Below are 22,468 nucleotides of genomic sequence, written 5' to 3' on the forward strand. Positions count from 1 at the left end.
GCCTGGGGGATTTCTGGAAAACCGAGGCGCGGCCATCGGGGGCAAGCCCCCTCCCACACTTGACTGTATTCACACATCAACAGGTGGGAGGGGGTTTGCCCCCGATGAGGCCAGTAAAGTCACCCCAGATCAAACAGTCAGCAACCGCTCGCGCAACTTGCCAATCTCATCCCGGGTCTGTGCCGCCGCCTCAAACTCCAGATCGCGCGCCAACTGATACATCTTCTCTTCCAGCTGCCGAATCCGCTTGGTGATTTCACTCGGCGAGCGCAGTTCGTTCTCGTACTTGGCGCTTTCCTCGGCCGCCTTGGCCATGCCCTTGCGCTTCTTGCTGCGCGAGCCAGGCACGGTGGCGCCTTCCATGATGTCGGCCACGTCCTTGAACACGCCTTTGGGGGTAATGCCGTGTTCCAGGTTGAACGCAATCTGCTTCTCGCGACGACGCTCGGTCTCGCCGATCGCGCGCTCCATGGAGCCGGTGATGCGGTCCGCATACAGGATCGCCCTGCCGTTGAGGTTGCGCGCCGCGCGGCCGATGGTCTGGATCAGCGAACGCTCGGAGCGCAGGAAGCCCTCCTTGTCCGCGTCCAGGATCGCCACCAGCGATACCTCGGGCATGTCCAGGCCTTCGCGCAGCAGGTTGATGCCCACCAGCACATCAAAGGTGCCCAGGCGTAGATCCCGAATGATTTCCACACGCTCCACCGTGTCGATGTCCGAGTGCAGATAGCGCACGCGCACGCCGTGGTCGGCCAGGTAATCGGTCAAGTCTTCGGACATGCGCTTGGTCAGGGTAGTAACCAGCACGCGCTCTTCCAGGGCCACGCGCTTGTTGATCTCCGACAGCAGGTCGTCGACCTGGGTCAGCGCCGGGCGGATTTCGATTTGCGGGTCGACCAGGCCGGTCGGTCGCACGACCTGTTCAATTACCCGGCCGGCATGTTCGGCCTCGTAATTGCCGGGCGTTGCGGAGACAAAGATGGTCTGCGGGCTGATGGCCTCCCATTCGTCGAAACGCATTGGCCGGTTGTCCAGCGCCGATGGCAGACGGAAGCCGTATTCCACCAGGGTTTCCTTGCGTGAACGGTCGCCCTTATACATCGCGCCGACTTGCGGCACGCTGACGTGGGATTCGTCGATAACCAGCAAGGCATCCGGCGGCAGGTAATCATAGAGTGTCGGCGGTGGCGCACCGGATTCGCGGCCCGACAGGTAGCGCGAGTAGTTCTCGATGCCGTTGCAGTAGCCCAGCTCCAGGATCATCTCCAGGTCGAAACGGGTGCGCTGCTCCAGGCGCTGGGCTTCCACCAGCTTGTTGTTGGAACGCAAGTACTCCAGGCGCTCGGCTAATTCCACCTTGATGCCCTCGATCGCACCCATCAGGGTTTCACGCGGGGTCACATAGTGGCTTTTCGGGTAGAAGGTGAAGCGCGGCAATTTGCGGATCACCTCGCCGGTCAACGGGTCGAAGGCCGACAGGCTTTCGACTTCATCGTCGAACAGCTCGATGCGGATCGCCTCCAGGTCGGATTCGGCCGGGTAGATATCGATCACATCGCCGCGCACGCGGAACGTGGCCCGGGCAAAGTCCATGTCGTTGCGGGTGTACTGCAGGCTGGTCAGGCGCCGCAGCAGTTCGCGCTGGTCGAGCTTGTCGCCGCGATCGACGTGCAGCACCATTTTCAAATAGGTTTCCGGGCTGCCCAGGCCGTAGATGCACGACACCGTGGTGACGATGATCGCGTCCTTGCGTTCCAGCAAGGCCTTGGTCGCCGACAGCCGCATCTGCTCGATATGGTCGTTGATCGACGCATCCTTCTCGATAAAGGTATCGGAGGACGGCACATAGGCTTCGGGCTGGTAGTAGTCGTAGTAGGAAACGAAATACTCCACCGCGTTGTTCGGGAAGAACGCCTTGAACTCGCCATACAGCTGCGCGGCCAGGGTTTTGTTCGGTGCCAGCACCAGGGTCGGGCGATTGATCTGCGCGATCACGTTGGCGATGCTGAACGTCTTGCCTGAACCGGTCACCCCAAGCAGCGTCTGATGCGCCAGGCCGGCCTCGATGCCTTCGACCATCTGGCGAATCGCTTCCGGTTGGTCGCCGGCGGGTTCAAAACGGGTGACGAGCTGGAAATCCGACATAACGTACCTCGTGTGGTCACCCCAGACTCAACACCGCCAGGGACGAAATAGCTCAGCAACCCACGAATAATCATCGCAGGTTGCAGGAAAAAACCATGATAGCCGTAGTAGTGGTGACGAAGGTGTCGGGTTTCAAGGCAAACGTCCTACCTGCCGTCCGGGATCAATCTGCAATAAGACTAACGGTGGGCAATTAAACCGAAAAACTTGGCCGAAAAGGCATTTCCGCTGTCGCCCTCAGCCGTGATGGCCTCTATACTAGCTCCCCGTTTGTGCACCGCTCTAGTGCAACCGGCTGGAGCGCGACACGTCCCTCCCTTCCCCCATAGAGCTGCCGCAAAAATGAGCCTGTTCTCCGCTGTCGAAATGGCACCACGCGATCCAATCCTGGGCCTCAACGAAGCATTCAACGCCGATACTCGAACCACCAAGGTCAACCTTGGCGTGGGCGTTTACTGCAACGAGGAGGGGAAGATTCCGCTCTTGCGTGCCGTTGCCGAAGCGGAAGCCATTCGCGTGGCGCAACATGCCGCCCGTGGCTACTTGCCGATTGACGGCATCGCGGCCTACGACAAGGCCGTGCAAACCCTGCTGTTCGGTGATAAGTCGCCGCTGCTCGAAGCCGGCCGTGTGGTGACCGTGCAGGCCGTGGGTGGCACCGGCGCGCTGAAGATCGGCGCCGACTTCCTCAAGCAGTTGCTGCCCGACGCCGTGGTAGCCATCAGCGATCCGAGCTGGGAAAACCACCGCGCGCTGTTCGAAACCGCCGGTTTCCCGGTACAGAACTACCGCTACTACGACGCCGCCACGCACGACGTCAACCGCAGCGGCCTGCTCGAAGACCTCAACGCCCTGCCGCCACAGTCCATCGTGGTGTTGCACGCCTGCTGCCACAACCCGACCGGTGTCGACCTGAGCCCGGCGGACTGGCAGAACGTACTGGACGTCATCAAGGCCAAGAACCTGGTGCCGTTTCTCGATATGGCCTACCAGGGCTTCGGCGACGGCATCCACGAAGACGCCGCCGCGGTGCGCCTGTTCGCGGAGTCGGGCCTGACCTTCTTCGTGTCCAGCTCGTTCTCCAAGTCGTTCTCCCTGTACGGCGAACGCGTGGGCGCCTTGTCCATCGTCGGCGACTCCAGGGAAGAAAGCGCGCGCATCCTGTCCCAGGTCAAGCGTGTGATCCGTACCAACTACTCCAACCCGCCGACCCACGGCGCAGCGATCGTTGCAGCGGTACTGAACAACCCTGAGCTGCGCGCCCAGTGGGAAACAGAACTGGGCGAAATGCGCCTGCGCATCCGCGGCATGCGCGAGCAGATGGTGGCGGCGCTGACCAAGGCCGCGCCAGGCCACGATTTCAGTTTTGTCGGGCGCCAGCGTGGGATGTTCTCCTACTCCGGCTTGAGCGTTGAGCAAGTCACCCGCCTGCGCAGCGAATTTGGCATCTATGCACTGGATACCGGCCGCATCTGTGTGGCGGCGCTGAACCAGTCGAACATTGCTGCGGTCACACAGGCAATCGTTCAGGTGCTGTAAACCTGCCAGCGTTGAACGAGGGGGAAGCCAAGGGCTTCCCCCTTTTTGTTGGCGAACGCACTAGACTGCACACCGACTGTCCCTTTGCTGTGAGAGCCCTATGAGAAACGACGACCTGGATCTGCGTGCCGACCGCGACGAACTGCATGACTATGCTCCACGCGCGCCGCAAGCCAAGCGCCAGAAAAGCCTGGTGCTGCAAGTGGCGCTGGGGGTGTTCCTCGGTGGCCTGGCGTTGTGGCTGGTGCAACTGGGCGCCACGGCAATCATGGCCAAGCTGGCCATGGGCACCTTCCAGTTCGGCGGCTGATCAAGAGCGAAATGTGGTAGGGGGCTTGCCCCCGATGTTGTAGGAGCGAGCTTGCTCGCGAAAAACTCACAGCCACCGCGTTTATCCAGGAATTACGCGTTATCGTTGACGTTTTTCGCGAGCAAGCTCGCTCCTGCATTGGATTCAGGCTGCTGCAAGCCCGCGTTCTTCCAGCAGTTTTACGAAGCTGTTCAAGCTTTGCGACACCGTGCCCCGGCGCCAGATCAGCCAGGTATTCAACACACGGAAGTTGTCCGCCAGCGGCCACACGCTGACCGCCGCCGCCCCCGGCATGCTTTCCAGCATACTGCGCGGCATCAACGCCAGCCCTGCTCCGGCGCTGACGCACGCCAGCATGCCGTGGTAGGACTCAATCTCAAAGATTTTGCCCGGCACCGCACCGTCCTGTGAGAACCAACGCTCGAAGTGATGCCGATATGAGCAGTTGGAACGAAAGGTGTAGATGTTCTCGCCATTCACCTCCCGCCCCCGCGTGATCGGCGCATGATGCAGCGGCGCAATCACCACCATCTCCTCTTCAAACACCGCCACGCCTTCCAGCGTGGAGTGCAGCACCGGGCCATCGACAAAGGCCGCCGTCAAACGCCCGGACAGCACGCCTTCGATCATCGTGCCCGACGGTCCCGTGCTCAGGTCCAGCTCAACCTTGGTGTACTGCTGGTTATACGCCGCCAGCAACGCGGGAATACGCACCGCCGCGGTACTTTCCAGCGAGCCGAGGGCAAAGGCGCCCTGGGGCTCCTCCCCCGCCACCGTGGCGCGGGCCTCCTGTACCAAATCGAGAATACGCCGCGTATAGCCGAGGAAATTCCACCCGGCCGGTGACAGGCGCAGGCGGCTTTTCTCGCGGATAAACAATTCCACGCCCAGGTCCTGCTCCAGTTGTTTGATCCGCGTGGTCAGGTTCGACGGCACCCGATGGATCAACTGTGCGGCGGCGCTGATGCTGCCTTGTTCGGCAACGGCCTTGAAGATTTCCAACTGCACCAGATCCAATTCATTCTCCAATCGTGAATGTATTGCTCAATATTATTCAGTTTTCGGAAAACGTCCAGCAGCGTACGCTGGCTTCCATTCCCATCACCCCTGCAGGACGGTGCCATGAACGCTATTTCCCATCAGACCCACGCGTTGTCGATCAACCCGGCCAATGGCGAGACCGTTGGCAGCTACGCGTATGAAAGCCCGTCGCAGCTGGATGCCGCGCTCACCCGTTCCACCGCTGCCTTCCGCACCTGGCGCCGCCAAACCGTGGGCCGCCGCGCGCAATTGCTGTTGGCTCTGGCCGGCGCCCTGCGTGACCAGGCCGAAGCCATGGCGCAGATGATCACCCTGGAAATGGGCAAGCCCATTGCCCAGGCCCGTGCCGAAATCGAGAAATGCGCCCAGCTCAGCGAGTGGTACGCGCAGCACGGCCCCGCCATGCTCGCGCCGGAGCCGACCCTGGTGGACAACGGCAGCGCCCGGATTGAATACCGCCCGCTGGGGCCGATCCTTGCCGTGATGCCGTGGAACTTTCCGGTATGGCAGGTACTGCGTGGCGCCGTGCCGACCCTGCTCGCCGGCAACACTTACGTGCTTAAACATGCGCCGAACGTGATGGGCAGCGCTTACCTGATGCAGCAGGCGTTCCAGAAGGCCGGCTTCGCTGAAGGCCTGTTCGAGGTGATCAACGTCACTACCGAAGGTGTGTCCAGCGCCATCGCCGACCCACGTATCGCCGCCGTCACCCTCACCGGCAGCGTGCGCGCCGGTATCGCCATCGGTTCCCAGGCCGGTGCGGCACTGAAAAAATGCGTGCTGGAACTGGGCGGCTCCGACCCGTTCATCGTGCTCAACGACGCCGACCTCGACGCCGCCGTACAGGCCGCGCTGATCGGTCGCTTCCAGAACAGCGGCCAAGTCTGCGCCGCCGCCAAGCGCTTGATCATCGAGGCAGGTGTGGTTGAAGCCTTTACCGCCAGGTTCCTTGAAGCCAGCCGCAACCTGGTGATGGGCGACCCGACCTCGCCTGCCACCTACATCGGCCCCATGGCGCGCTTCGATCTGCGCGATGAGCTGCACGACCAGGTCCAGGCCACCCTCGACGAAGGCGCCACCCTGCTGCTGGGCGGCAACAAAGTGGCGGGCGCAGGCAACTACTACGAACCCACCGTATTGGCCGACGTCACCGACCAGATGACCTCGTTCAAACAGGAGCTGTTCGGCCCCGTCGCGTCCATCATCACCGCCCGTGACGCCGACCATGCGGTGGCCCTGGCCAACGACAGCGAATTCGGCCTGACCGCCAGTATCTTCACCACCGACCCGGCGAAGGCACGAGAGATCGCCGACCAGTTGGAAACCGGTGGGATCTTCGTCAACGCTTACAGCGTTTCCGACCCGCGAGTCGCATTTGGTGGCATTAAGAAAAGCGGATTCGGCCGTGAGCTGTCGCACTTCGGCGTACGCGAGTTCTGCAACGCGCAAACGGTGTGGCTCGACCGTCAATAAACAGCCCTGGCTTCAACACACATCAAATGTGGGAGGGGGCTTGCCCCCGATGGCGGTGGATCAGCCAGACCTCTGTGACTGACACACCGCTATCGGGGGCGAGCCCCCTCCCACATTTGGACCAAGGCAGCCTTGGAGGGGTGTATCCGACTTTAAGCAATCAGCGAATATGTCGCCGCACGCACTGTACCAACCCGTCCAGCGCCTGCGATTTCACCGGCGCCAATACGCACACGGTGTGTTCACGCTCGCCCTCGGTCACAGTGAGCGTGTAGTGCACTTGCCCAGGGTTGCCGGAGGGTTGAGTACTTTGCGGCAACTGGAAAAACTTCGACTGCTCGATCAGTTGCCGCAACTCCTGCTGATCCTGCTCGGGCAGTGCATCGAGCTCGACACTGCGAGGTTTGGCCAAACCCGGAAAGAACGCCGGGCCGCCGTTTTCCTTGATCGAGATTCGCATGGCTGTTCCTCACCGCCCTGGCGGAGTGTCAGACGTTGATACCGACCGCTTTCCAACCTTCCTTCACGGCCTTCTGCTCATCCTTGTTCGCGCCATAAAGGCGCCCGGCGACATCGTAAGTGATACGTGCAAAACGCAGAAACCCCGAGTTCGGCCGTAACCGCGAATCACGCAGGGCGTCATACCAGATACGCCCGGCACGCTCCCAGGCGAACCCGCCAATACGCGTAGCAACCTGATAGAACGCATGGTTGGGAATGCCGGAATTAATGTGCACGCCGCCATTGTCGTCATAGGTTTGCACAAAGTCATCCATATGCCCCGGCTGCGGGTCCTTGCCCAGCAATTTATCGTCAAACGCCGTGCCGGGGGCCTTCATCGAGCGCAGGGCGGTGCCTTTGATCTTTTTGGTAAACAGCCCCTTGCCGATCAGCCAATCGGCGTCCTCGGCCTTTTGCTTTAACGCGTACTGCTTGATCAGCGATCCGAACACGTCCGACAGCGACTCGTTCAACGCACCCGACTGGTTGAAGTACATCAACTTGGCTTCATCCTCGGTCACCCCGTGCGCCAACTCGTGACCAATCACGTCCAGCGCCACGGTAAAGCGGTTGAACAACTGCTGGTCACCATCACCAAAGACCATCTGGGTCGAGTTCCAGAAGGCATTATTGTAGTCCTGGCCAAAGTGCACGGTGGCATCCAGCGCCATCCCGGCATCGTCGATGGAATTGCGATCGAACACCTGGTCGAAAAAATCGAAGGTCGCGCCCAGGCCATCGTAGGCCTCGTCCACCGCAGCATCACCGCTGGCAGGTTGCCCTTCGCCACGGATCAGCTTGCCGGGCAGGCTGTCGGTGTTGTCGGCGCTGTAGATCGAGCGCTGTTTCTCGGCGCCCGCCAGCAGCGCCATGCGGGCCGGGCCTTTGGCGGGCACGGCGACCATGCGCAAGGAGCGGAACGTGCTGTCCTTGGCGCGCGTGCGCAGCGCAACCTCGCGCTGGGCTTTGTCACCGTGGCGCGCGATCTGGTCGAGCATATACGGCGGGATCAGGCAGAAAATCGGATTTCGCGGGTGGCGAACACACATAAGCTGGCTCCTTTTTGGCGTGTGGTGAACGGCCGGTTAACGACTTCAGGATAGACGCGCGTCCGCCGCCTGGGACAAATTGTCATGAAATCATGTTGCAGTCGTGTTTATCCAAGCCCATCAGGAATCCCCCATGCCCGCACGTCACGTCAAAATCGACCTGTCCTACCGCCCAAGGCTTGCCGACCTTAGCCCTCTGATCCCGCCCGCCCCTTCCCTGCTGGAGGCCAGGGCCGCGACGCCGCGTGTCACCGCCGCCAAGGACCTGCAGAACCGGCGCGGTTACGCCGAGGATTTTCTCGGTAGCTTCGCAGTGCCCTGGCCCACGCTGGACACGGCCCTGGCAGGCGATGCCCAGCCCGGACGCCTGGACTACACGCACTTTTCCATCAGCATGTCGCGCTCGCGACGCCTGGCGCTGTATGTCGGCGTCAACATCGACGGCGACAAGCACGTGGATATCGTGCGCAACAACGACACCTGGGCCTACGACGGCCGCCTGCCCCTCGACGCCCAGGTGGGCGAAGACCTCTACACCGGCAATGGCCTGGACCGTGGTCATCTGGTGCGGCGCCAGGACCCCAATTGGGGGGACGAGGCGAATACCGCCAACGTCGACACCTTCCACTTCACCAACTGCTCGCCGCAGATGAGCGGCTTCAACCAGAAGACCTGGCTGGAGCTGGAGGACTACATCCTCGACAATACCCAGCGCTGGAAAGCCCGCGCCAGCGTTTTCAGCGGCCCGGTGTTCGCCGACGACGACCGCGTGTACCGTGGCGTGAAAATCCCCCAGGCGTTCTGGAAAGTGGTGGCCTACCTCAGCGACGACGGCAAACCCTCCGCCAGCGCCTACATGATCGACCAACGCAACGAACTGGGCCAACTGGACCTGGTGTTCGGTCCGCTCAAAACCTACCGGCGCAGCGTGTTGCAGATCGAACAATTGACCGGCATCCGCTTCGGCAACCTGGCCGACTACGACGGTTTCAGCAACGAGGAGCGCGCCACGGGGACGCGGATCGAAGCGCTGGTGCGGGGGCCGCAGGATATCCGGCTCTGACCACGGCGCACCGGGGCCCCGCGTTATCGTTGACGACCTTCGCGAGCAAGCTCGCGCCTACAGGTCGTGATCGACTACCATAGCGCCGCCGGTTCCCGCACGGGACTAATAGGGAATTCGAAACGTCGTCCACGACGTCAATCGAAACTGCCCCCGCAACTGTAGGTGCTGAGCCTGCTCCCCACTGCCACTGGACGTTGTCCGGGAAGGCCGGAGCCTGGCGACGACGCATCAGTCAGGAGACCTGCCGGCCAAGTGACTCACTAACCGGCGGGGTGTCCGGGAAGGCCATCCTTGCGCTGCCCGGCCGGCGGCGCGTGTGGGTGTATTTCCGAACCGTCCCTGCCCTGCTTCATCGACGGTTCAAACGGAGATTGCCCCATGCTGCCACGCGTTACGGCCCTGATCATCGGCCTGGGTGTCTGCACCCTGGCCCAAGCCGCGCCGACCCACTACCCGCTGACCGTCGAGAACTGCGGCAGCTCCATCACCTTTGCGCAGGCTCCCGCGCGCAGCGTGACCATCGGCCAGGCCGCCACCGAGATGCTGTATGCGCTGGGCGTGGGCGATAAAGTGGTCGGCACGTCGCTGTGGTTCAACGATGTACTGGCGCAGTACAAGGCGCAGAACGACAGCATCGAGCGCCTGGCCAATAACGAGCCGAGCTTCGAGGCAGTCATCGCCAAGCGCCCGCAACTGGTGGCCGCCGAGCTGGAATGGGTGGTCGGCCCCCAAGGTGTGGTGGGCACCCGCGAACAGTTTCACGAACTGAATATCCCCACCTACCTGCTGCCCTCCGACTGCGAAGGCAAGGACAACCTGGTGGGCGCCGACGGCACGCGGCTGGAGCCGTTTCGCATCGAGACGATCTACAAGAGCCTCAGCCAACTGGCCGAGATCTTCGACGTGCAGGCGCGCGGCCAGCAACTGACCGATGACCTCAAGGCGCGCCTGGCCAAGTCGATCGCCACCGCGCAGGGCAAAGGCTTGAAACAGGCCAGCGCGCTGGTGTGGTTCTCCAGCGCCGAAATGGCCAGCGACCCTTACGTGGCAGGTCACAAAGGTGTTCCGCAATTCATGCTGCAAACCCTTGGCCTGCGCAACGTGGTGCAGTCCGACGAAGAATGGCCCGCCGTCGGCTGGGAAACCATTGCCAAGGCCAACCCTACCTTCCTGGTGATCGCACGCATGGACCGCCGTCGCTACCCCGCCGACGACCATGAAAAGAAGCTGGCCTTCCTGCGCAGCGACCCGGTGACGCGCAACATGGACGCGGTGAAGCACAACCGCATCATCATCCTTGACGCCCTGGCGCTGCAGGCCAGCCTGCGCACTTTCGACGGCCTGGAACAACTGGCCGCCGCCATCGACGGCTACAACCTGCCGCAATGATACGGACCCTGCTCGCCCTTACGCTGCTGTTGATCGCCCTGCTTGCCGGCGTGGCCATCGGTGAAACCGCTATCTCGCCGCAGGTGGTGCTCCAGGTGCTCGCCAACAAACTGTGGGCGGCCGGCTACGTGCTCGACCCCATCGATGAAGGCGTGGTGTGGAACTACCGCCTCACCCGTACCCTGGTCGCCGGTGCCTGTGGCGCGGGCCTGGCAACCTGTGGGGTGATCCTGCAGTCGTTGCTGCGCAACCCGTTGGCCGACCCGTATCTGCTGGGCATCAGCGCCGGCGCCTCGACCGGTGCGGTGCTGATCGCGCTGATCGGGGTGGGCGGCGGGCTGATTTCGTTGTCGGCCGGTGCCTTTGTCGGCGCCATGGCCGCATTTGCCCTGGTGATCCTGCTGGCGCGGGCCAGCGGCTCGTCCAGCGGCACCGGCCAGATCATCCTGGCCGGCATTGCCGGTTCGCAGTTGTTCAATGCGCTCACCGCGTTCCTGATTACCAAATCCGCCAGTTCCGAACAGGCCCGCGGCATCATGTTCTGGCTGTTGGGCAACCTCAGCGGCGTGCGCTGGCCATCGGTGTGGCTGGCGGTGCCGATGGCGGTCGCGGGGCTGGCGGTATGCCTGTGGCACCGCCGTGCGTTGGATGCGTTTACCTTCGGCACCGATTCGGCGGCCTCGCTGGGCATCCCGGTGCGCCGCGTGCAGGTTGTGCTGGTGGGCTGCGCGGCGGTGGTCACGGCGGTGATGGTGTCGATTGTCGGCTCCATCGGGTTTGTCGGGCTGGTGATCCCCCATGCCGTGCGCTTGATGCTCGGCACCGGGCACTCGCGCCTGCTGCCGGCCAGCGCCCTGGGCGGCGCCTTGTTCCTGATCGCGGCGGACGTGCTGTCGCGCACCCTGATCAAGGGCCAGGTGATTCCGGTGGGCGTGGTCACGGCACTGGTCGGTGCGCCGGTGTTCGCGCTGATCCTGATCGGCCGGAGGAATGCACGATGACGGTACTGAGCTGCACCGGCCTGGGCTTCAAGGTGCGTGACGCCGAGTTGCTGTGCGATATTCATCTGCAGGTGCAGTTGGGGGAAACCCTCGGCATCGTCGGGCCGAACGGTTCGGGCAAATCCACCCTGCTCAAGTTGCTCGCCGGCTTGCGCACCCCGGCCAGCGGTGAGGTACAGCTGGACGGCAAGCGCCTGGGTGAGTTGCCCCGCCGCGCCATCGCGCAGCAATTGGCGGTGGTGGAACAACAGGCCGACACCGACGACGCCATCCGCGTGTTCGACGCCGTGGCGCTGGGCCGCACGCCGTGGCTGTCGGCGTTGAGCCCATGGTCCGATGACGACGACCGCATCGTGCGCCAGGCCCTGCATGACGTGGACGCCACCCACCTGAGCCACCGCGCCTGGCGCAGCCTCTCGGGTGGCGAACGCCAGCGCGTGCACATCGCCCGCGCACTGGCACAACGGCCCCGGATTTTATTGCTGGATGAACCGACCAATCACCTGGATATCCAGCATCAACTGACCATCCTCAAAGGTGTACAGGGTTTGCCGGTCACCACCTTGATCGCCCTGCATGACCTGAACCAGGCGCTGACCTGTGATCGCCTCGCGGTGCTGGACCGTGGGCGCCTGGTGGCGCTGGGCACGCCACTGCAGGTGCTGACGCCGGAGCGGTTACACGAGACATTCGGGGTACAGGGGCATTACCTGACGGACCCCTTCGACGGCGCAAAAATCCTGCGCCTGCGCTGCAGCTGAACCCTGTGACGGCGGCACAGCTGGCGGTGATTCACATGTGGGAGGGGGCTTGCCCCCGATGAGGCCGTGTCAGTAAAAGCATCAGTCACTGACCCACCGCTATCGGGGGCAAGCCCCCTCCCACATTGGAGCACCAGAGGGCCAGTGCATCGGTGTCGCCTGCCCTGACGGATTGGCGCGCAGAGACGTTACCTGACGGACCCGATCGACGGAGCGCAGTGATCCAAATGTGGGAGGGGGCTTGCCCCCGATGACAGTGTGTCAGTAGAAGTATCTCTAGCTGACCCACCGATATCGGGGGCAAGCCCCCTCCACATTGGAACACCAGAGGCCAGCGCATCGGTGTCGCCTGCCCTGCCGAATTGGCGCGCAGAGACGTTACCTGACGGACCTGATCGACGGAGCGCAGTGATCCAAATGTGGGAGGGGGCTTGCCCCCGATGACAGTGTGTCAGCAGAAGTATCTCTAGCTGACCCACCGATATCGGGGGCAAGCCCCCCAAATTGGAACACCAGAGGCCAGCGCATCGGTGTCGCCTGCCCTGCCGAATTGGCGCGCAGAGACGTTACCTGACGGACCCGATCGACGGAGCGCAGTGATCCAAATGTGGGAGGGGGCTTGCCCCCGATGAGGCCGTGTCAGTAAAAGCATCAGTCACTGACCCACCGCTATCGGGGGCAAGCCCCCTCCCACATTGCACCACCAGAGGCCAGCGCATCGGTGTCGCCTGCACTAGCGGATTGGCAGGCTCATTCCACCTTGATATGGGTGATTCCCACCACCTGCGCCTGCTCGAGGATTTCCTCCGGCGTCGCATCCGCAGCAGGCAGGATCAAGCCGTTTTCCGCATCACCAAAATGCAACTGCAGCAAATGCACCGCCGCTTCATGCACCGGCAGCTCGGACTGTTTGAGGTCAAATGTATGAGTGCGCGGTTCGTCATTGAACCGGTAGTTCAAGGTGTAAGCAGGCATTGGGGAATCCTCATAATGAGAAACAACTGATTAACCTGACTCAGCGATCAGTTTTTTAGTTCCCACTCGATGCAGGTGCTGGGTTATCCATTTGCGACTGTACGCCAACACGCTGTCCGCCAGCGCCACCGGAAAATGAATGAAGCCATGGGCCGACTCCGGCAGCAGATGCGCTTCTACCCCGCTCCAGCGTTCGGCGATGAGCAGCGTGTCGTCCTTGAGCGGGTCCAGCTCGCCTACAAACATCAACGCCGGCGGCAGGCCGCTAAAGTCGCCATACAAGGGTGACAGTGGCGGCTGTCGACGTGCTTCGTCGGTGATGCCCGGCGTGAGCAGGCGCAGCGCCGCGACCATGCCCGGCCCATCCAGCAGCAGCGTCTGCGGCCCGGCCGCGCGCACGCTTGGCGTGCCGGTCAAGTCGTACACCCCGTAGTACAACACCGCGCCAGCGATGCGGTCGAGCAACGCCGGCCATTGCTTGAGCGCCAGCAACGTCGCCGCCGCCAAATGCCCACCGGCCGACTCGCCGACGAAAAATACCGGCAACCCGGCAAACTCCGTGCAGTCGGCCAACAGCCAGCGCGCAGCGGCCAGGCAGTCTTCGAGCAGCCCCTCGACCGGCGTGTCGACCGCCAGCCGGTAGTCCACCGACACCACCGCCACGCCGCAGGCGCGCACCATGCCCAGGTTGAGGTCGTCGTTCATCTGCGCATTGCCGATCACCCAACCGCCGCCGTGGATATCCAGCACCACGCCTTTGGGCGCACCGTCGGGCCGCATGATGCGCACCGGCACGCCGCCGACCAGCCTGCGCTCCACCACCGGGGCCTTCTTGAAACGCTGGCTGGTTTGCAGCAGCGCCTGGATCAGACGGGGGGTGACGCGGTTGCGAATTTTAAAGCGCGGCATCCACGACAGCTTCTGATTGAAGCGACGCATCTGGGCCAGTTCGGCCTCGCTGGCGGGCCAGGATTGGTAAGCCATCAACGGTTATTCCGCAAAATCGAGAAGTTCAACGCCGCGGCCACACACAGCCAGGCGAGGTAAGGAAACAGGATCAAGCCGGTAATCAGGTCCAGGCGCACCGCCAGCACCACCATCGCCGCCACGGTCAGCCACAGCAACACAATGATCACCATCCCGGCGAGCAAGCGGTGCGCGCCGAAGAACACCGGCGTCCACAGTGTATTCAACGCAATCTGCGCCGCCCACAGGGCCAGCACCATTTCGCTGCCGGGGATCAGGCTCATGCGGTAACCGGCCCAGGCCAGCAACAGGTAGATGATCGTCCACGCCACCGGGAACAGCCAATTGGGCGGGGTAAAGCCGGGCTTGACCAGGGATTCGTACCAGGCGCCGGGTTTGAAAATCACACCGGTACTGGCGGCGGCGGCGCAAGCGAGCAGGAAGATGAAAAAGGTCATGGTCGGTCCTTGAGAGGCAATGGTGGAAAGCAACGCAGTCTTTTCCAGTGACTCGAACGGGCGCGCATAAATTCCCTATACGCGGCAAAAATGACAGGCAGGCCATCTGTTCAATATGCCGTGAAACATCAGTCCGGCTCCACAATCCTGAGCCAGGGCCAGCGCGCCTGATAACTCCCGGCCTTGCGCAGAAACAGCTCAGGCTCGGCATGCACGGGGTTCATGCGCAGCACGCCCTGCTCCACATCCGCCAACCCATAAGGCGCATACACCTCACCCGTGGCAATGTCCAAAGCGATGCACGTGCCCGCCACCAAATACCGGTCCACCCCCTGCCTGGCCGAGTACAATTGCGGGTATGGCCGGCCAAAGCGCTGCCCATACCAGAGGTGAACGCGCGCCTGGTTCTTGACCTCCACGTTGACGCCCAGGTCCTGGAACAACGCCTCGGCCCTTCGAATCACTGCATCCTCCGCCTCGTAGGACAGGTCTTCATCGAAGTAGAAAACGTCATAGTCCTTCACCCCCGCGTCCGCCGGCCGCTGCGCCTGATGATTCCACACTGCCTGGAACAGACAGCCCGCCGTGAGCATGCACTGCGGCACGTCCAACGCCGGCAAGCGCGCGGTGATCTCGACGTTGATAGGGTTGGCCATGGCCAGTTCGAGGAAGGTGTTGACGGTCAATGTCATGGAAACTCCCAGGTAATCCGGCTCGAATTTGTTCGCCGAAAACGCCCTATCTGCGTTTACACGCCAGGCCTTCCACGTGAGTGTTATCGGGCCGGAAGCGCGCGCTGAAGCAAGATTACACCGATGAAAAGCGCTTTCGGTAATCACTTGGCCCCACGCCGAGACGCCGCATGAATGCCCTCCTGAACCCATCCGTATTGGCATAGCCGACGGTATCGGCCAAGCGTTTGAGTGATACGTCCGAGCCTTCGATCAGCCGCCTGGCCGTATCGATCCGCGCCAGTTCGACAAATTCGGCCGGGGTCGAACCGGCTTCGGCCTTGAAGATACGGGCGAAGTTGCGCTCACTCATACCGGCGCGGGCGGCCAGGACGGGGACACTCAAGTCGGTCTTCAGGTGCTCCACGACATAATTCTGCACGTCTGCGATCACGCTGCGTTCGGCGGTCTGCGCCGCCAGGTGCGCGCTGAACTGCGATTGCCCGCCAGGCCGCTTGAAGAACATCACCATTTCACGGGCAACGCTGAGCGCCAGTTCTCGGCCGTGGTCTTCTTCGACCAGCGCCAACGCCAGGTCCATGCCCGCCGTGACCCCGGCCGAGGTGTAGATGTTGCCATCCTTGATATAGATGCTGTCCGGGTCGACGCGGGTCTGCGGGTACTGCTCCGCCAGTTTTGCGCTGGAATTCCAGTGAGTGGTGACATGGCGGCCGTCGAGCAGGCCAGCGGCGGCCAGCAGAAAAGCGCCGCTGCAGACCGAGCCGATCCGACGTACGGATTTCGCCTGCCGGCGCAGCCAATCCTGTACCACAGGGTCATGCGCAATTTCGTCGATGTGGGGGCTGCCGGCCACGAGCAAGGTGTCGATCCTGCCTTTATGAGTTTTGAAGGTTTCGTCGATACCCAGCTTCAAACCACTTGAGCTTTTGATCATCCCCTTGTCGGCACCGATCACCTCGACCCGATAGGCGCGTGGATTGCCCAGTTGCCTGGCTGCTTCGGCAAAAACGTCGGCAGGGCCGACGACGTCAAGCAGTTGCACGCGGGGGAATGCCAGGAGCGTTATGCGCATGATGTCTGTCCTCGTCGACTAATTGGCTGAATACGTCGCTATACAACTCTTTCAGCCAGCGGCTCATTTGGCTGAAAATAGCCTCAACAGCAAATTCAGTCAAACAGGAGACTGCCATGAACACTGCATCCCCCCCCAGCGCCGCTGCTGCTCAAGCGGTACACACCGGCACGACGTCCATCAAGAGCCTGCCTGTCAATTTGTTTGGCTCGGTCATGGGCTTGGCCGGCCTGAGCCTGGCGTGGCGCTTGAGCGGGCAGTATTACGGCGTCGGCGGCGCGTTGGGTGAAGCGATTGGTGCCCTGGCCGGCCTGGTATTCGTGGTGTTGACCTTGGGTTACCTGACCAAATGGGCGAGACATCCTGGCGCGGTAAAAGCCGAGTTCAACCATCCGATCGCCAGTAACTTTTTTGGCACCGTCACCATTGCAGTGTTGCTGCTGTCGGCAGTCGCCGCGCCCCACAATGAATGGCTCGGACAGGCGCTCTGGATACTGGGGAGCTTACTGACCGTGTTGCTCGCAGGCTTCGTGGTGTTGCGCCTGTTGTCGGGCAACCAAGACTCGTTGAATGCCGTACCTGCCTGGCTGATTCCAGGTGTTGCCACCCTCGATATCGCGGTCACCGGCGCGCACATGCCCATGGCCTGGGCGGCTGAGTTCAACCTGTTTGCCCTCGCCGTGGGTGCGGTGCTGGCGCTGGTTTTCTTCACCCGGATTTTTTCGCGACTGGTGCATGAAGCCCCTCTGGCCAAAGGCATGGTGCCTTCGCTGATGGTCCTGATTGCGCCTTTTGAAGTGGGTTTTCTGGCGTACACCAATGTATTCGGCGAGATCGACCGGTTTGCCAGCGTGTTGTTCTACTTCGGCCTGTTCCTGTTCGTGGTGCTGAGCTTCAAAGTGTTCCGTCGCGATGTGCCCTTTGCCCCTTCGTGGTGGGCAATCAGCTTTCCCATCGCAGCCCTGAGCAATGCGGCACTGAAATATGCACATGCCCAGGAAAGCAGCGTGCTGATGGTCATCGCCGCAGCGATCCTGCTGTTCCTCACGGTGGTACTCACCGTGCTGCTGGTGAAAACCCTGATCAGCCTGTTCAGCGGCAAACTGCTTGCCAACTGACCGTTTACCTCCCTTTGGCGAGCCTTCATCGGCTCGCTTTTTTTTGCTCCACAGGTTTCATCGACTGACGCGACCGCCGGTATGGCGTACGCCGGCACCGTCCCTGCCCCGCGCAACCATGTACAACCGGAGCCCCCACCTGATCATTTAATCGCAGGAAGCAGCGGCTTGATGCGTTTGCCATTCTGAAAAACTCGATCTTTACCGTCATGCTTGGCTTTATACATATTGATGTCCGCGCATTTGAGCACTGCTGACATGTCCGATGTCGCCGAGAACGGCGCGACCCCCGCGCTGCAGGTGTAGTGATACGGAGGCAATACGCTGCAACGGATGTTTGCCAATAAGCGCAACGCATATTCATGGGCGACGGCGTCATTGTCCCCCAGCAACAAGACACCGAACTCCTCCCCGCCGAGCCGCCCGACACTGTGGCTGCCTGGAGTCGATTTCAGGCAAGCGGCCATGGCGCATAAAATCTTGTCTCCCACATCGTGACCGTACTGGTCGTTTTTCTGTTTGAAACCGTCAATATCCAACATGATGAAATACCCGCTGCGGCCTCCCGCCAATGCACTTTGGAAGGTCGCCATGAAGGCGCGCCGGTTAAGAATGGAAGTAAGAAAGTCGGTCTCCGCCAACGTTCTGAACTCGCTTTCCACCAACAGTACCGAACGCATGTTCCTTAAATAGGTAAAGCTGAGGGTAAAGCCGACAGACATGGAAGCGATGCAGAAAATGGCGAGATACACTTCGAGTCCGCGATACAAACCAACGTCAAGCGTGGGCCACATGATTACCCACACCAACAGCGCAGACAGGAAATAGTCTTGAACTGCAACAAACAGGATGGCGCTGCTCACCACGATGATTACAGCAAGCGGAAGTGTGAAAACGCGCAGCTGCGCATTGGCATCAATGACGTGCGCAAAACCCAATGACAACAACACAATATAAAGAATGCCAAGCACTCTCCACATCCAGAAGTGAACGGTTATGCGATGAACATACCAGACCCCTAACAGCGACAGCGTGATAATAATGTTTGGCAGGTCCAGCGTCGTCATCGGGTCTATCAGCAGCACCCCTATCCAGGCAACCAGCCCCACCCTTTCAATCATGTTCACAGCGGGTGATAGCAGCGTTCGCATTCTTGGTCTGATCTTGAAAATCGCCGGCATCCTGAAACTCCTTTGCCAAAATGACCTGGATGTAGTTTAAATGTCCGGGCAAGCGTTAATCCGTGATGCAAACGATCCTCGACGGGTAACCCCCTCCTTAATCAGAAACATGCCTATAACACTGGGTCGGCTACGTAAACATTACTGCGCAGCACGTTGAGAATTCAGTCCAGGTCGCTGGTGACCCTGCCAATTGCTTCCACGACTTGCCTGGCGCCAAGCTGGATATCAGCCATTGCCACGCCTGCCTGCTCGGATAATTTCAGCAAAACGTCAGCCTGGTCTCTGCTGCACTGGACACGCACTGCGGCTTGAGCGGCCAATTCACGGTTTTCCCGTACTACGCCCGTAATCTCCTGCGTGGCTAAACTGGTGCGGCCCGCGAGTTTGCGCACTTCATCCGCCACCACCGCAAAACCTCGTCCGTGTACTCCTGCGCGTGCCGCTTCGATGGCAGCGTTAAGCGCCAACAAATTGGTCTGGGTGGCAATGGCGCCGATGGTATCAACGATGGAGCCGATCAACTGCGACTGGGATTCAAGCGCGGTCATGCTGTCGTTTACTGAGGCCATCTGTTGCGCAATAGTTTGGGCACCATGTACCGAGTCCGCGACCAGTTCCATACCTTTGTTAGCTTTTACATCGGTAGCCAACGACACGTCATAAGCCATTGTAGCGGCGCGTTTGACTCCATCGGCTTTCTCCACTTGCGCGGTCACTACGCTGGCGAATTTGGCTATTTTATAAACCCTGCCGGCAGCGTCCTTGATGGGATTGTAAGTGGCTTCCAACCACACCACGTTTCCGCTTTTATCCACCCGGCGAAAGCGCCCGGCGTGAAACACGCCTTTGTTTAAAGTCTTCCAGAACTCGGAGTAATCCGCCGAAGCCACATCCTCCGCCAGGCAGAAAATACGGTGATGCCTGCCCTCTATCTCGGCAAGGCTATAACCCATGGTCTGGACGAAAGACTCGTTGGCATAAATGACTTCACCCGCAAGGTTGAATTGAATCATCGCCATCGAACGGTCCAGCGCGCTGAACATTTCGATAGCCTCCCGTTCGTCCTGGGCAGGAGGGGGCGCAACGACGCCGTAGCCTTGAAATGTACGGTTTGCCGCCATAATCCAACCGATATCGAGCATCACAGCACGGCCGTCGGCGGCACAATAGCGTTGCCGTTCGATGGCGCACAGGTTCGGGGCAAAATCATTGTGTGGCTCATCCGTGATATCACTTACTGTCATATTCGACAGTCTTTCCAGCGAGTACCCCAGCGTCGCCGCAAACCGCTGATTGGCCGAGATAATTCGCCCAGCCCCATCAACACGTATGGAGAGAAAGACCGATTCGATGCTGGCGAGCGTACCCAGCGACGTCGTCAGTTCCTCCTGGCAGTCAAGGAGAGCATTTTTGATTCGACGATTGAACACACTGACCTCCGGTATGAGCGAGTGCAAAAAAGGACAATGATGGTGGTTAACACTGTTTTCGAGAGGATAAAATAAAGCGCTTATATCGGGCTCACGCCCTCAACAAACTGCAACTATCCACAGAGCCATTCTTAACCGGCTCCTCAGCCACACCCAGCTCCATACTCACCCGCGTGATTGCGAAACATATCGACATGGCCCGCCTCATTAACTCAACAAACGCCGGACTCAACACAATCAGACGCTTGTCGCATTTGAAGTAGCCCTGTAACTCGCCCTCTTTGATCATGCGTTGCATGTGCGTTTTTGACACGCCAAGACATTGCGAGAGCTCCACATAGGATGACACTTTGTAACCGGTTTCCAGCGACCCGTAGCGCAAGGCATCCGTGTACAGCGCGAGCATTGGCAAATGACCGCCATCGCGATTAAGAATCCATTTTGCCTCAGGTAAAAGTTTATCAAGCAGGAAATCCGACTCCAGTATTCTGGTAAATCCCCGGGCATAGATTCTTAATAAATCCACGGACGTTGCCAAGCTCGGGAACCAACTGTCGTAAGGAATAATCATCTGCGATGGCAATAAATATGACTTGATGATCGGCGTGGCATCGCGCAATGTTTTATCCGTGGGATGAAAACAACGCAGTCGTCCATCTTGAACGTGGAGCTGAACGTTCATATAGCCGCTGACCACTAGAAAGGAGAAATAGGCATCCAGACTGTTGCGAGACATATAGCCGCGTTTCTGGCAAAAAGCTTTAACTTCGGACAAGGGAACTTGTTCATCTTTGTAGCCAAAGCCGATTAAAGACAGCGCGACCATGAACCTGTCATATTTCAACAGGTTTTTATAGAAAAAAGGTTTGCTCCGATAGCGTTCCATTATCAAATCGAAATGAAGGAGCATCGCTTCATCTATATTGCCTCGGGTCATTTCGGTACTGGTCTCTTCCAAATACTCAAGCAGATCAGCTGTCTTCATCGACGTCAAACAACCCTCTCTATATAGAAACAATTTTTACTGCTCACAATGCCGGTAGTATATGCATATTCCAACGGCTGGCTGATTCACCCCAAAAATGTTTTACGGCCTTGCCTCGCCTCAAGCGCGTTCGATTGAAGGCGCGTCTGATCGACAAAGCAGAGTCGGACAAGGCCGGGCCTGCCCCACTCAACCATGCACAACCGGAGCCCCGATGCCGCTGACCAAACGCGACTGCGCCCGCCTCGAACGGCAGCTGATCGCCGCCCTCACCCACGCCTGCGAAACCGCCAAAGCCGAAATCCCGGGCTTCGACTGGCTGACCCACACCGTCGACTACAGCGCCTTCCCCCAAAGCCTGCGCGTGACCTGGGTATTCGACACCCGCGCCAACAAGGCACTCGCCCTCAGTTGCGGTGCCGACAGACGCATGCGCGAACTGACCGCCACAGCGCTGCACGAAGCTGGCATCCCACCCTTGCCGATGGAGCGCTGCGTGCACGTTGATTGCGAAGAAGACTGCCGCCTGCAACACGCGGGCGACTGGCGTGCGCGGTTGGCGCGTCACTGACCTGACCTGATACCCCGAAGCCCGCAGGAAAAATCCCAACCCCCTGCAACGCCTTGCTCCCTTGCCTACGCATGGGTCAGAATCCGCCGGCTTGTGCGCTGGGATGGCCGTGATTAAGGTGGCTCGGTCGCTGAATGTCTCGGCGATCGGGTTTAGTAGCCTGAAGGTTTATCCAAACAAAAGTGCATGAGCTGCATCAATCAGACATTCCTGTCTGTACTTGATGGTGGCTGTGCGCAGGGCACCTTCGGGTGCGCCGGCTTTCGTTTGGATTCCCCGGTCTACTAACCTGCGCACAGCTGCCACCCTTCTGTTTAGTAGCTAAAGGGCAGTAGCCACACTCAGGAATTCAAACATGCTATTCACCGTCGCCCCCAACGCCACCAACGAAACCCTCATCACCAACAGCTACGAAACCTTCACCAGCGTCAGCACCCTGCTGCTCGACCTGTCCGAAGACCTCAACGGCAAACACCGCGACATCGCCTTGGCAATCCACCAACTGAGCGAACTGGGCGTACTGCTAATCGCCCGATTGCTGGACCGCGAAATGCCATGTACAGGCTGATTTTCAAGCATCCAACTCGAAAGACACTTTACTCGCCGAGTCGTTGTACGCACGTACGACGACTCGGCGATTTGCTTTTGATGGCTGCGTCGAATGACACAAAATGCGGCAGCTTTCGGCCAAAAGCGGACTGATGAATTCTTCGGGCATGGCACGAATGAACCATCAACTCGC

The 22,468-nt window shown here is 60.4% G+C and carries 22 protein-coding genes, 1 pseudogene and 1 riboswitch; of the genes and pseudogenes, 10 read left to right on the plus strand and 13 right to left on the minus strand.

Features of this window, described 5'->3' with window-relative positions:
* Window positions 1–129: 129 nt before the first annotated feature.
* Entirely contained in the window at window positions 130–2,145 is a 2,016-nt protein-coding gene (gene uvrB, locus BFP89_RS03485) for an excinuclease ABC subunit UvrB (RefSeq protein ID WP_065884123.1), read from the minus strand.
* A gap of 342 nt (window positions 2,146–2,487) precedes the next feature.
* Between uvrB and BFP89_RS03490 the strand changes: the two genes are divergently transcribed.
* Together BFP89_RS03490 and BFP89_RS03495 are read left to right on the plus strand one after the other, a co-directional pair.
* Window positions 2,488–3,684 (plus strand): amino acid aminotransferase, encoded by a 1,197-nt coding sequence (locus tag BFP89_RS03490; RefSeq protein WP_065884124.1) that lies wholly within the window; start codon window positions 2,488–2,490, stop codon window positions 3,682–3,684.
* A gap of 100 nt (window positions 3,685–3,784) precedes the next feature.
* Window positions 3,785–3,994: a hypothetical protein gene (locus BFP89_RS03495; protein WP_043047518.1), complete on the plus strand. Its 210-nt coding sequence runs from the start codon at window positions 3,785–3,787 to the stop codon at window positions 3,992–3,994.
* 144 nt (window positions 3,995–4,138) lie between these two features.
* On the opposite strand, the gene BFP89_RS03500 is transcribed toward BFP89_RS03495, so the two are convergent.
* Entirely contained in the window at window positions 4,139–5,011 is an 873-nt protein-coding gene (locus BFP89_RS03500) for a putrescine utilization regulator PtrR (protein ID WP_065884125.1), read from the minus strand.
* Window positions 5,012–5,116: 105 nt separating this feature from the next.
* Here BFP89_RS03500 and BFP89_RS03505 point away from each other — a divergent pair, with 105 nt between their 5' ends.
* A complete protein-coding gene (locus tag BFP89_RS03505) occupies window positions 5,117–6,508 on the plus strand; it encodes an aldehyde dehydrogenase family protein (protein WP_065884127.1) in 1,392 nt (463 codons plus the stop codon).
* Between the two features lie 160 nt (window positions 6,509–6,668).
* On the opposite strand, the gene BFP89_RS03510 is transcribed toward BFP89_RS03505, so the two are convergent.
* Entirely contained in the window at window positions 6,669–6,968 is a 300-nt protein-coding gene (locus BFP89_RS03510; RefSeq protein ID WP_065884129.1) for a protealysin inhibitor emfourin, read from the minus strand.
* A 28-nt stretch (window positions 6,969–6,996) separates the two neighbouring features.
* Complete coding sequence (locus BFP89_RS03515) at window positions 6,997–8,058, minus strand: M4 family metallopeptidase (protein WP_065884131.1); 1,062 nt, start codon at window positions 8,056–8,058, stop codon at window positions 6,997–6,999.
* Window positions 8,059–8,191: 133 nt separating this feature from the next.
* Here BFP89_RS03515 and BFP89_RS03520 point away from each other — a divergent pair, with 133 nt between their 5' ends.
* The 4 genes from BFP89_RS03520 (at window position 8,192) to BFP89_RS03535 (ending at window position 12,275) form a co-directional block, all read left to right on the plus strand.
* Complete coding sequence (locus tag BFP89_RS03520) at window positions 8,192–9,121, plus strand: DNA/RNA non-specific endonuclease (protein ID WP_065884132.1); 930 nt, start codon at window positions 8,192–8,194, stop codon at window positions 9,119–9,121.
* Window positions 9,122–9,193: 72 nt separating this feature from the next.
* A riboswitch (cobalamin riboswitch) is annotated at window positions 9,194–9,388 on the plus strand.
* 114 nt (window positions 9,389–9,502) lie between these two features.
* The gene (locus BFP89_RS03525; RefSeq protein ID WP_065884133.1) at window positions 9,503–10,513 is read left to right on the plus strand and encodes an ABC transporter substrate-binding protein; all 1,011 of its coding nucleotides are present in this window, start codon (window positions 9,503–9,505) and stop codon (window positions 10,511–10,513) included.
* Entirely contained in the window at window positions 10,510–11,514 is a 1,005-nt protein-coding gene (locus tag BFP89_RS03530) for a FecCD family ABC transporter permease (RefSeq protein WP_065884134.1), read from the plus strand. The genes BFP89_RS03525 and BFP89_RS03530 overlap by 4 nt, the downstream gene beginning before the upstream one ends.
* Window positions 11,511–12,275: an ABC transporter ATP-binding protein gene (locus BFP89_RS03535; protein WP_065884136.1), complete on the plus strand. Its 765-nt coding sequence runs from the start codon at window positions 11,511–11,513 to the stop codon at window positions 12,273–12,275. The genes BFP89_RS03530 and BFP89_RS03535 overlap by 4 nt, the downstream gene beginning before the upstream one ends.
* 750 nt (window positions 12,276–13,025) lie before the next feature.
* Here the strand turns inward: BFP89_RS03535 and BFP89_RS03540 are convergent.
* From BFP89_RS03540 to BFP89_RS03560, 5 genes are all read right to left on the minus strand, one after another.
* The gene (locus BFP89_RS03540) at window positions 13,026–13,250 is read right to left on the minus strand and encodes a hypothetical protein (protein WP_065884138.1); all 225 of its coding nucleotides are present in this window, start codon (window positions 13,248–13,250) and stop codon (window positions 13,026–13,028) included.
* Between the two features lie 30 nt (window positions 13,251–13,280).
* The gene (locus tag BFP89_RS03545; protein ID WP_065884140.1) at window positions 13,281–14,234 is read right to left on the minus strand and encodes an alpha/beta hydrolase; all 954 of its coding nucleotides are present in this window, start codon (window positions 14,232–14,234) and stop codon (window positions 13,281–13,283) included.
* Window positions 14,234–14,674, minus strand: a complete 441-nt coding sequence (locus BFP89_RS03550; protein ID WP_065884142.1) for a tryptophan-rich sensory protein TspO — start codon at window positions 14,672–14,674, stop codon at window positions 14,234–14,236. Before BFP89_RS03550 ends, BFP89_RS03545 begins: the two co-directional genes overlap by 1 nt.
* A 128-nt stretch (window positions 14,675–14,802) precedes the next feature.
* Complete coding sequence (locus tag BFP89_RS03555) at window positions 14,803–15,366, minus strand: nucleotidyltransferase family protein (RefSeq protein ID WP_065884143.1); 564 nt, start codon at window positions 15,364–15,366, stop codon at window positions 14,803–14,805.
* Window positions 15,367–15,481: 115 nt separating this feature from the next.
* Window positions 15,482–16,438: a GlxA family transcriptional regulator gene (locus tag BFP89_RS03560; protein WP_065884144.1), complete on the minus strand. Its 957-nt coding sequence runs from the start codon at window positions 16,436–16,438 to the stop codon at window positions 15,482–15,484.
* A 116-nt stretch (window positions 16,439–16,554) separates the two neighbouring features.
* Between BFP89_RS03560 and BFP89_RS03565 the strand changes: the two genes are divergently transcribed.
* Window positions 16,555–17,556: an SLAC1 anion channel family protein gene (locus tag BFP89_RS03565; RefSeq protein WP_065884145.1), complete on the plus strand. Its 1,002-nt coding sequence runs from the start codon at window positions 16,555–16,557 to the stop codon at window positions 17,554–17,556.
* Between the two features lie 143 nt (window positions 17,557–17,699).
* On the opposite strand, the gene BFP89_RS03570 is transcribed toward BFP89_RS03565, so the two are convergent.
* The 4 genes and pseudogenes from BFP89_RS03570 to BFP89_RS03580 form a co-directional block, all read right to left on the minus strand.
* Window positions 17,700–18,737 (minus strand): GGDEF domain-containing protein, encoded by a 1,038-nt coding sequence (locus tag BFP89_RS03570; RefSeq protein ID WP_065884147.1) that lies wholly within the window; start codon window positions 18,735–18,737, stop codon window positions 17,700–17,702.
* Between the two features lie 164 nt (window positions 18,738–18,901).
* Window positions 18,902–19,408, minus strand: coding sequence for a methyl-accepting chemotaxis protein (locus BFP89_RS29645; RefSeq protein WP_370671201.1), 507 nt, complete (start codon window positions 19,406–19,408; stop codon window positions 18,902–18,904).
* 45 nt (window positions 19,409–19,453) lie between these two features.
* A pseudogene (locus BFP89_RS29650) lies at window positions 19,454–20,170 on the minus strand (PAS domain S-box protein); the annotation flags it as partial.
* Window positions 20,171–20,261: 91 nt separating this feature from the next.
* Complete coding sequence (locus BFP89_RS03580) at window positions 20,262–21,155, minus strand: helix-turn-helix domain-containing protein (RefSeq protein WP_065884151.1); 894 nt, start codon at window positions 21,153–21,155, stop codon at window positions 20,262–20,264.
* Between the two features lie 214 nt (window positions 21,156–21,369).
* Between BFP89_RS03580 and BFP89_RS03585 the strand changes: the two genes are divergently transcribed.
* On the plus strand, window positions 21,370–21,726 hold the full coding sequence (locus tag BFP89_RS03585) for a hypothetical protein (RefSeq protein WP_065884153.1): 357 nt from the start codon (window positions 21,370–21,372) through the stop codon (window positions 21,724–21,726).
* A 355-nt stretch (window positions 21,727–22,081) separates the two neighbouring features.
* A complete protein-coding gene (locus tag BFP89_RS03590) occupies window positions 22,082–22,294 on the plus strand; it encodes a DUF6124 family protein (RefSeq protein WP_065884155.1) in 213 nt (70 codons plus the stop codon).
* Window positions 22,295–22,468: the final 174 nt, after the last annotated feature.

Source organism: Pseudomonas sp. 31 R 17 (genome assembly GCF_900004915.1).
In the GTDB taxonomy this organism is placed as follows: domain Bacteria; phylum Pseudomonadota; class Gammaproteobacteria; order Pseudomonadales; family Pseudomonadaceae; genus Aquipseudomonas; species Aquipseudomonas orientalis_A.

Coding starts and splice junctions, on each gene's coding strand:
- BFP89_RS03570 (WP_065884147.1), bottom strand. CDS start 18,737: ATGCCGGCGATTTTCAAGATCAGACCAAGAATGCGAACGCTGCTATCA.
- BFP89_RS03585 (WP_065884153.1), top strand. CDS start 21,370: ATGCCGCTGACCAAACGCGACTGCGCCCGCCTCGAACGGCAGCTGATC.
- BFP89_RS03580 (WP_065884151.1), bottom strand. CDS start 21,155: ATGAAGACAGCTGATCTGCTTGAGTATTTGGAAGAGACCAGTACCGAA.
- uvrB (WP_065884123.1), bottom strand. CDS start 2,145: ATGTCGGATTTCCAGCTCGTCACCCGTTTTGAACCCGCCGGCGACCAA.
- BFP89_RS29645 (WP_370671201.1), bottom strand. CDS start 19,408: ATGGCTTATGACGTGTCGTTGGCTACCGATGTAAAAGCTAACAAAGGT.
- BFP89_RS03540 (WP_065884138.1), bottom strand. CDS start 13,250: ATGCCTGCTTACACCTTGAACTACCGGTTCAATGACGAACCGCGCACT.
- BFP89_RS03590 (WP_065884155.1), top strand. CDS start 22,082: ATGCTATTCACCGTCGCCCCCAACGCCACCAACGAAACCCTCATCACC.
- BFP89_RS03490 (WP_065884124.1), top strand. CDS start 2,488: ATGAGCCTGTTCTCCGCTGTCGAAATGGCACCACGCGATCCAATCCTG.
- BFP89_RS03535 (WP_065884136.1), top strand. CDS start 11,511: ATGACGGTACTGAGCTGCACCGGCCTGGGCTTCAAGGTGCGTGACGCC.
- BFP89_RS03565 (WP_065884145.1), top strand. CDS start 16,555: ATGAACACTGCATCCCCCCCCAGCGCCGCTGCTGCTCAAGCGGTACAC.
- BFP89_RS03515 (WP_065884131.1), bottom strand. CDS start 8,058: ATGTGTGTTCGCCACCCGCGAAATCCGATTTTCTGCCTGATCCCGCCG.
- BFP89_RS03510 (WP_065884129.1), bottom strand. CDS start 6,968: ATGCGAATCTCGATCAAGGAAAACGGCGGCCCGGCGTTCTTTCCGGGT.
- BFP89_RS03550 (WP_065884142.1), bottom strand. CDS start 14,674: ATGACCTTTTTCATCTTCCTGCTCGCTTGCGCCGCCGCCGCCAGTACC.
- BFP89_RS03520 (WP_065884132.1), top strand. CDS start 8,192: ATGCCCGCACGTCACGTCAAAATCGACCTGTCCTACCGCCCAAGGCTT.
- BFP89_RS03545 (WP_065884140.1), bottom strand. CDS start 14,234: ATGGCTTACCAATCCTGGCCCGCCAGCGAGGCCGAACTGGCCCAGATG.
- BFP89_RS03505 (WP_065884127.1), top strand. CDS start 5,117: ATGAACGCTATTTCCCATCAGACCCACGCGTTGTCGATCAACCCGGCC.
- BFP89_RS03560 (WP_065884144.1), bottom strand. CDS start 16,438: ATGCGCATAACGCTCCTGGCATTCCCCCGCGTGCAACTGCTTGACGTC.
- BFP89_RS03525 (WP_065884133.1), top strand. CDS start 9,503: ATGCTGCCACGCGTTACGGCCCTGATCATCGGCCTGGGTGTCTGCACC.
- BFP89_RS03495 (WP_043047518.1), top strand. CDS start 3,785: ATGAGAAACGACGACCTGGATCTGCGTGCCGACCGCGACGAACTGCAT.
- BFP89_RS03530 (WP_065884134.1), top strand. CDS start 10,510: ATGATACGGACCCTGCTCGCCCTTACGCTGCTGTTGATCGCCCTGCTT.
- BFP89_RS03555 (WP_065884143.1), bottom strand. CDS start 15,366: ATGACATTGACCGTCAACACCTTCCTCGAACTGGCCATGGCCAACCCT.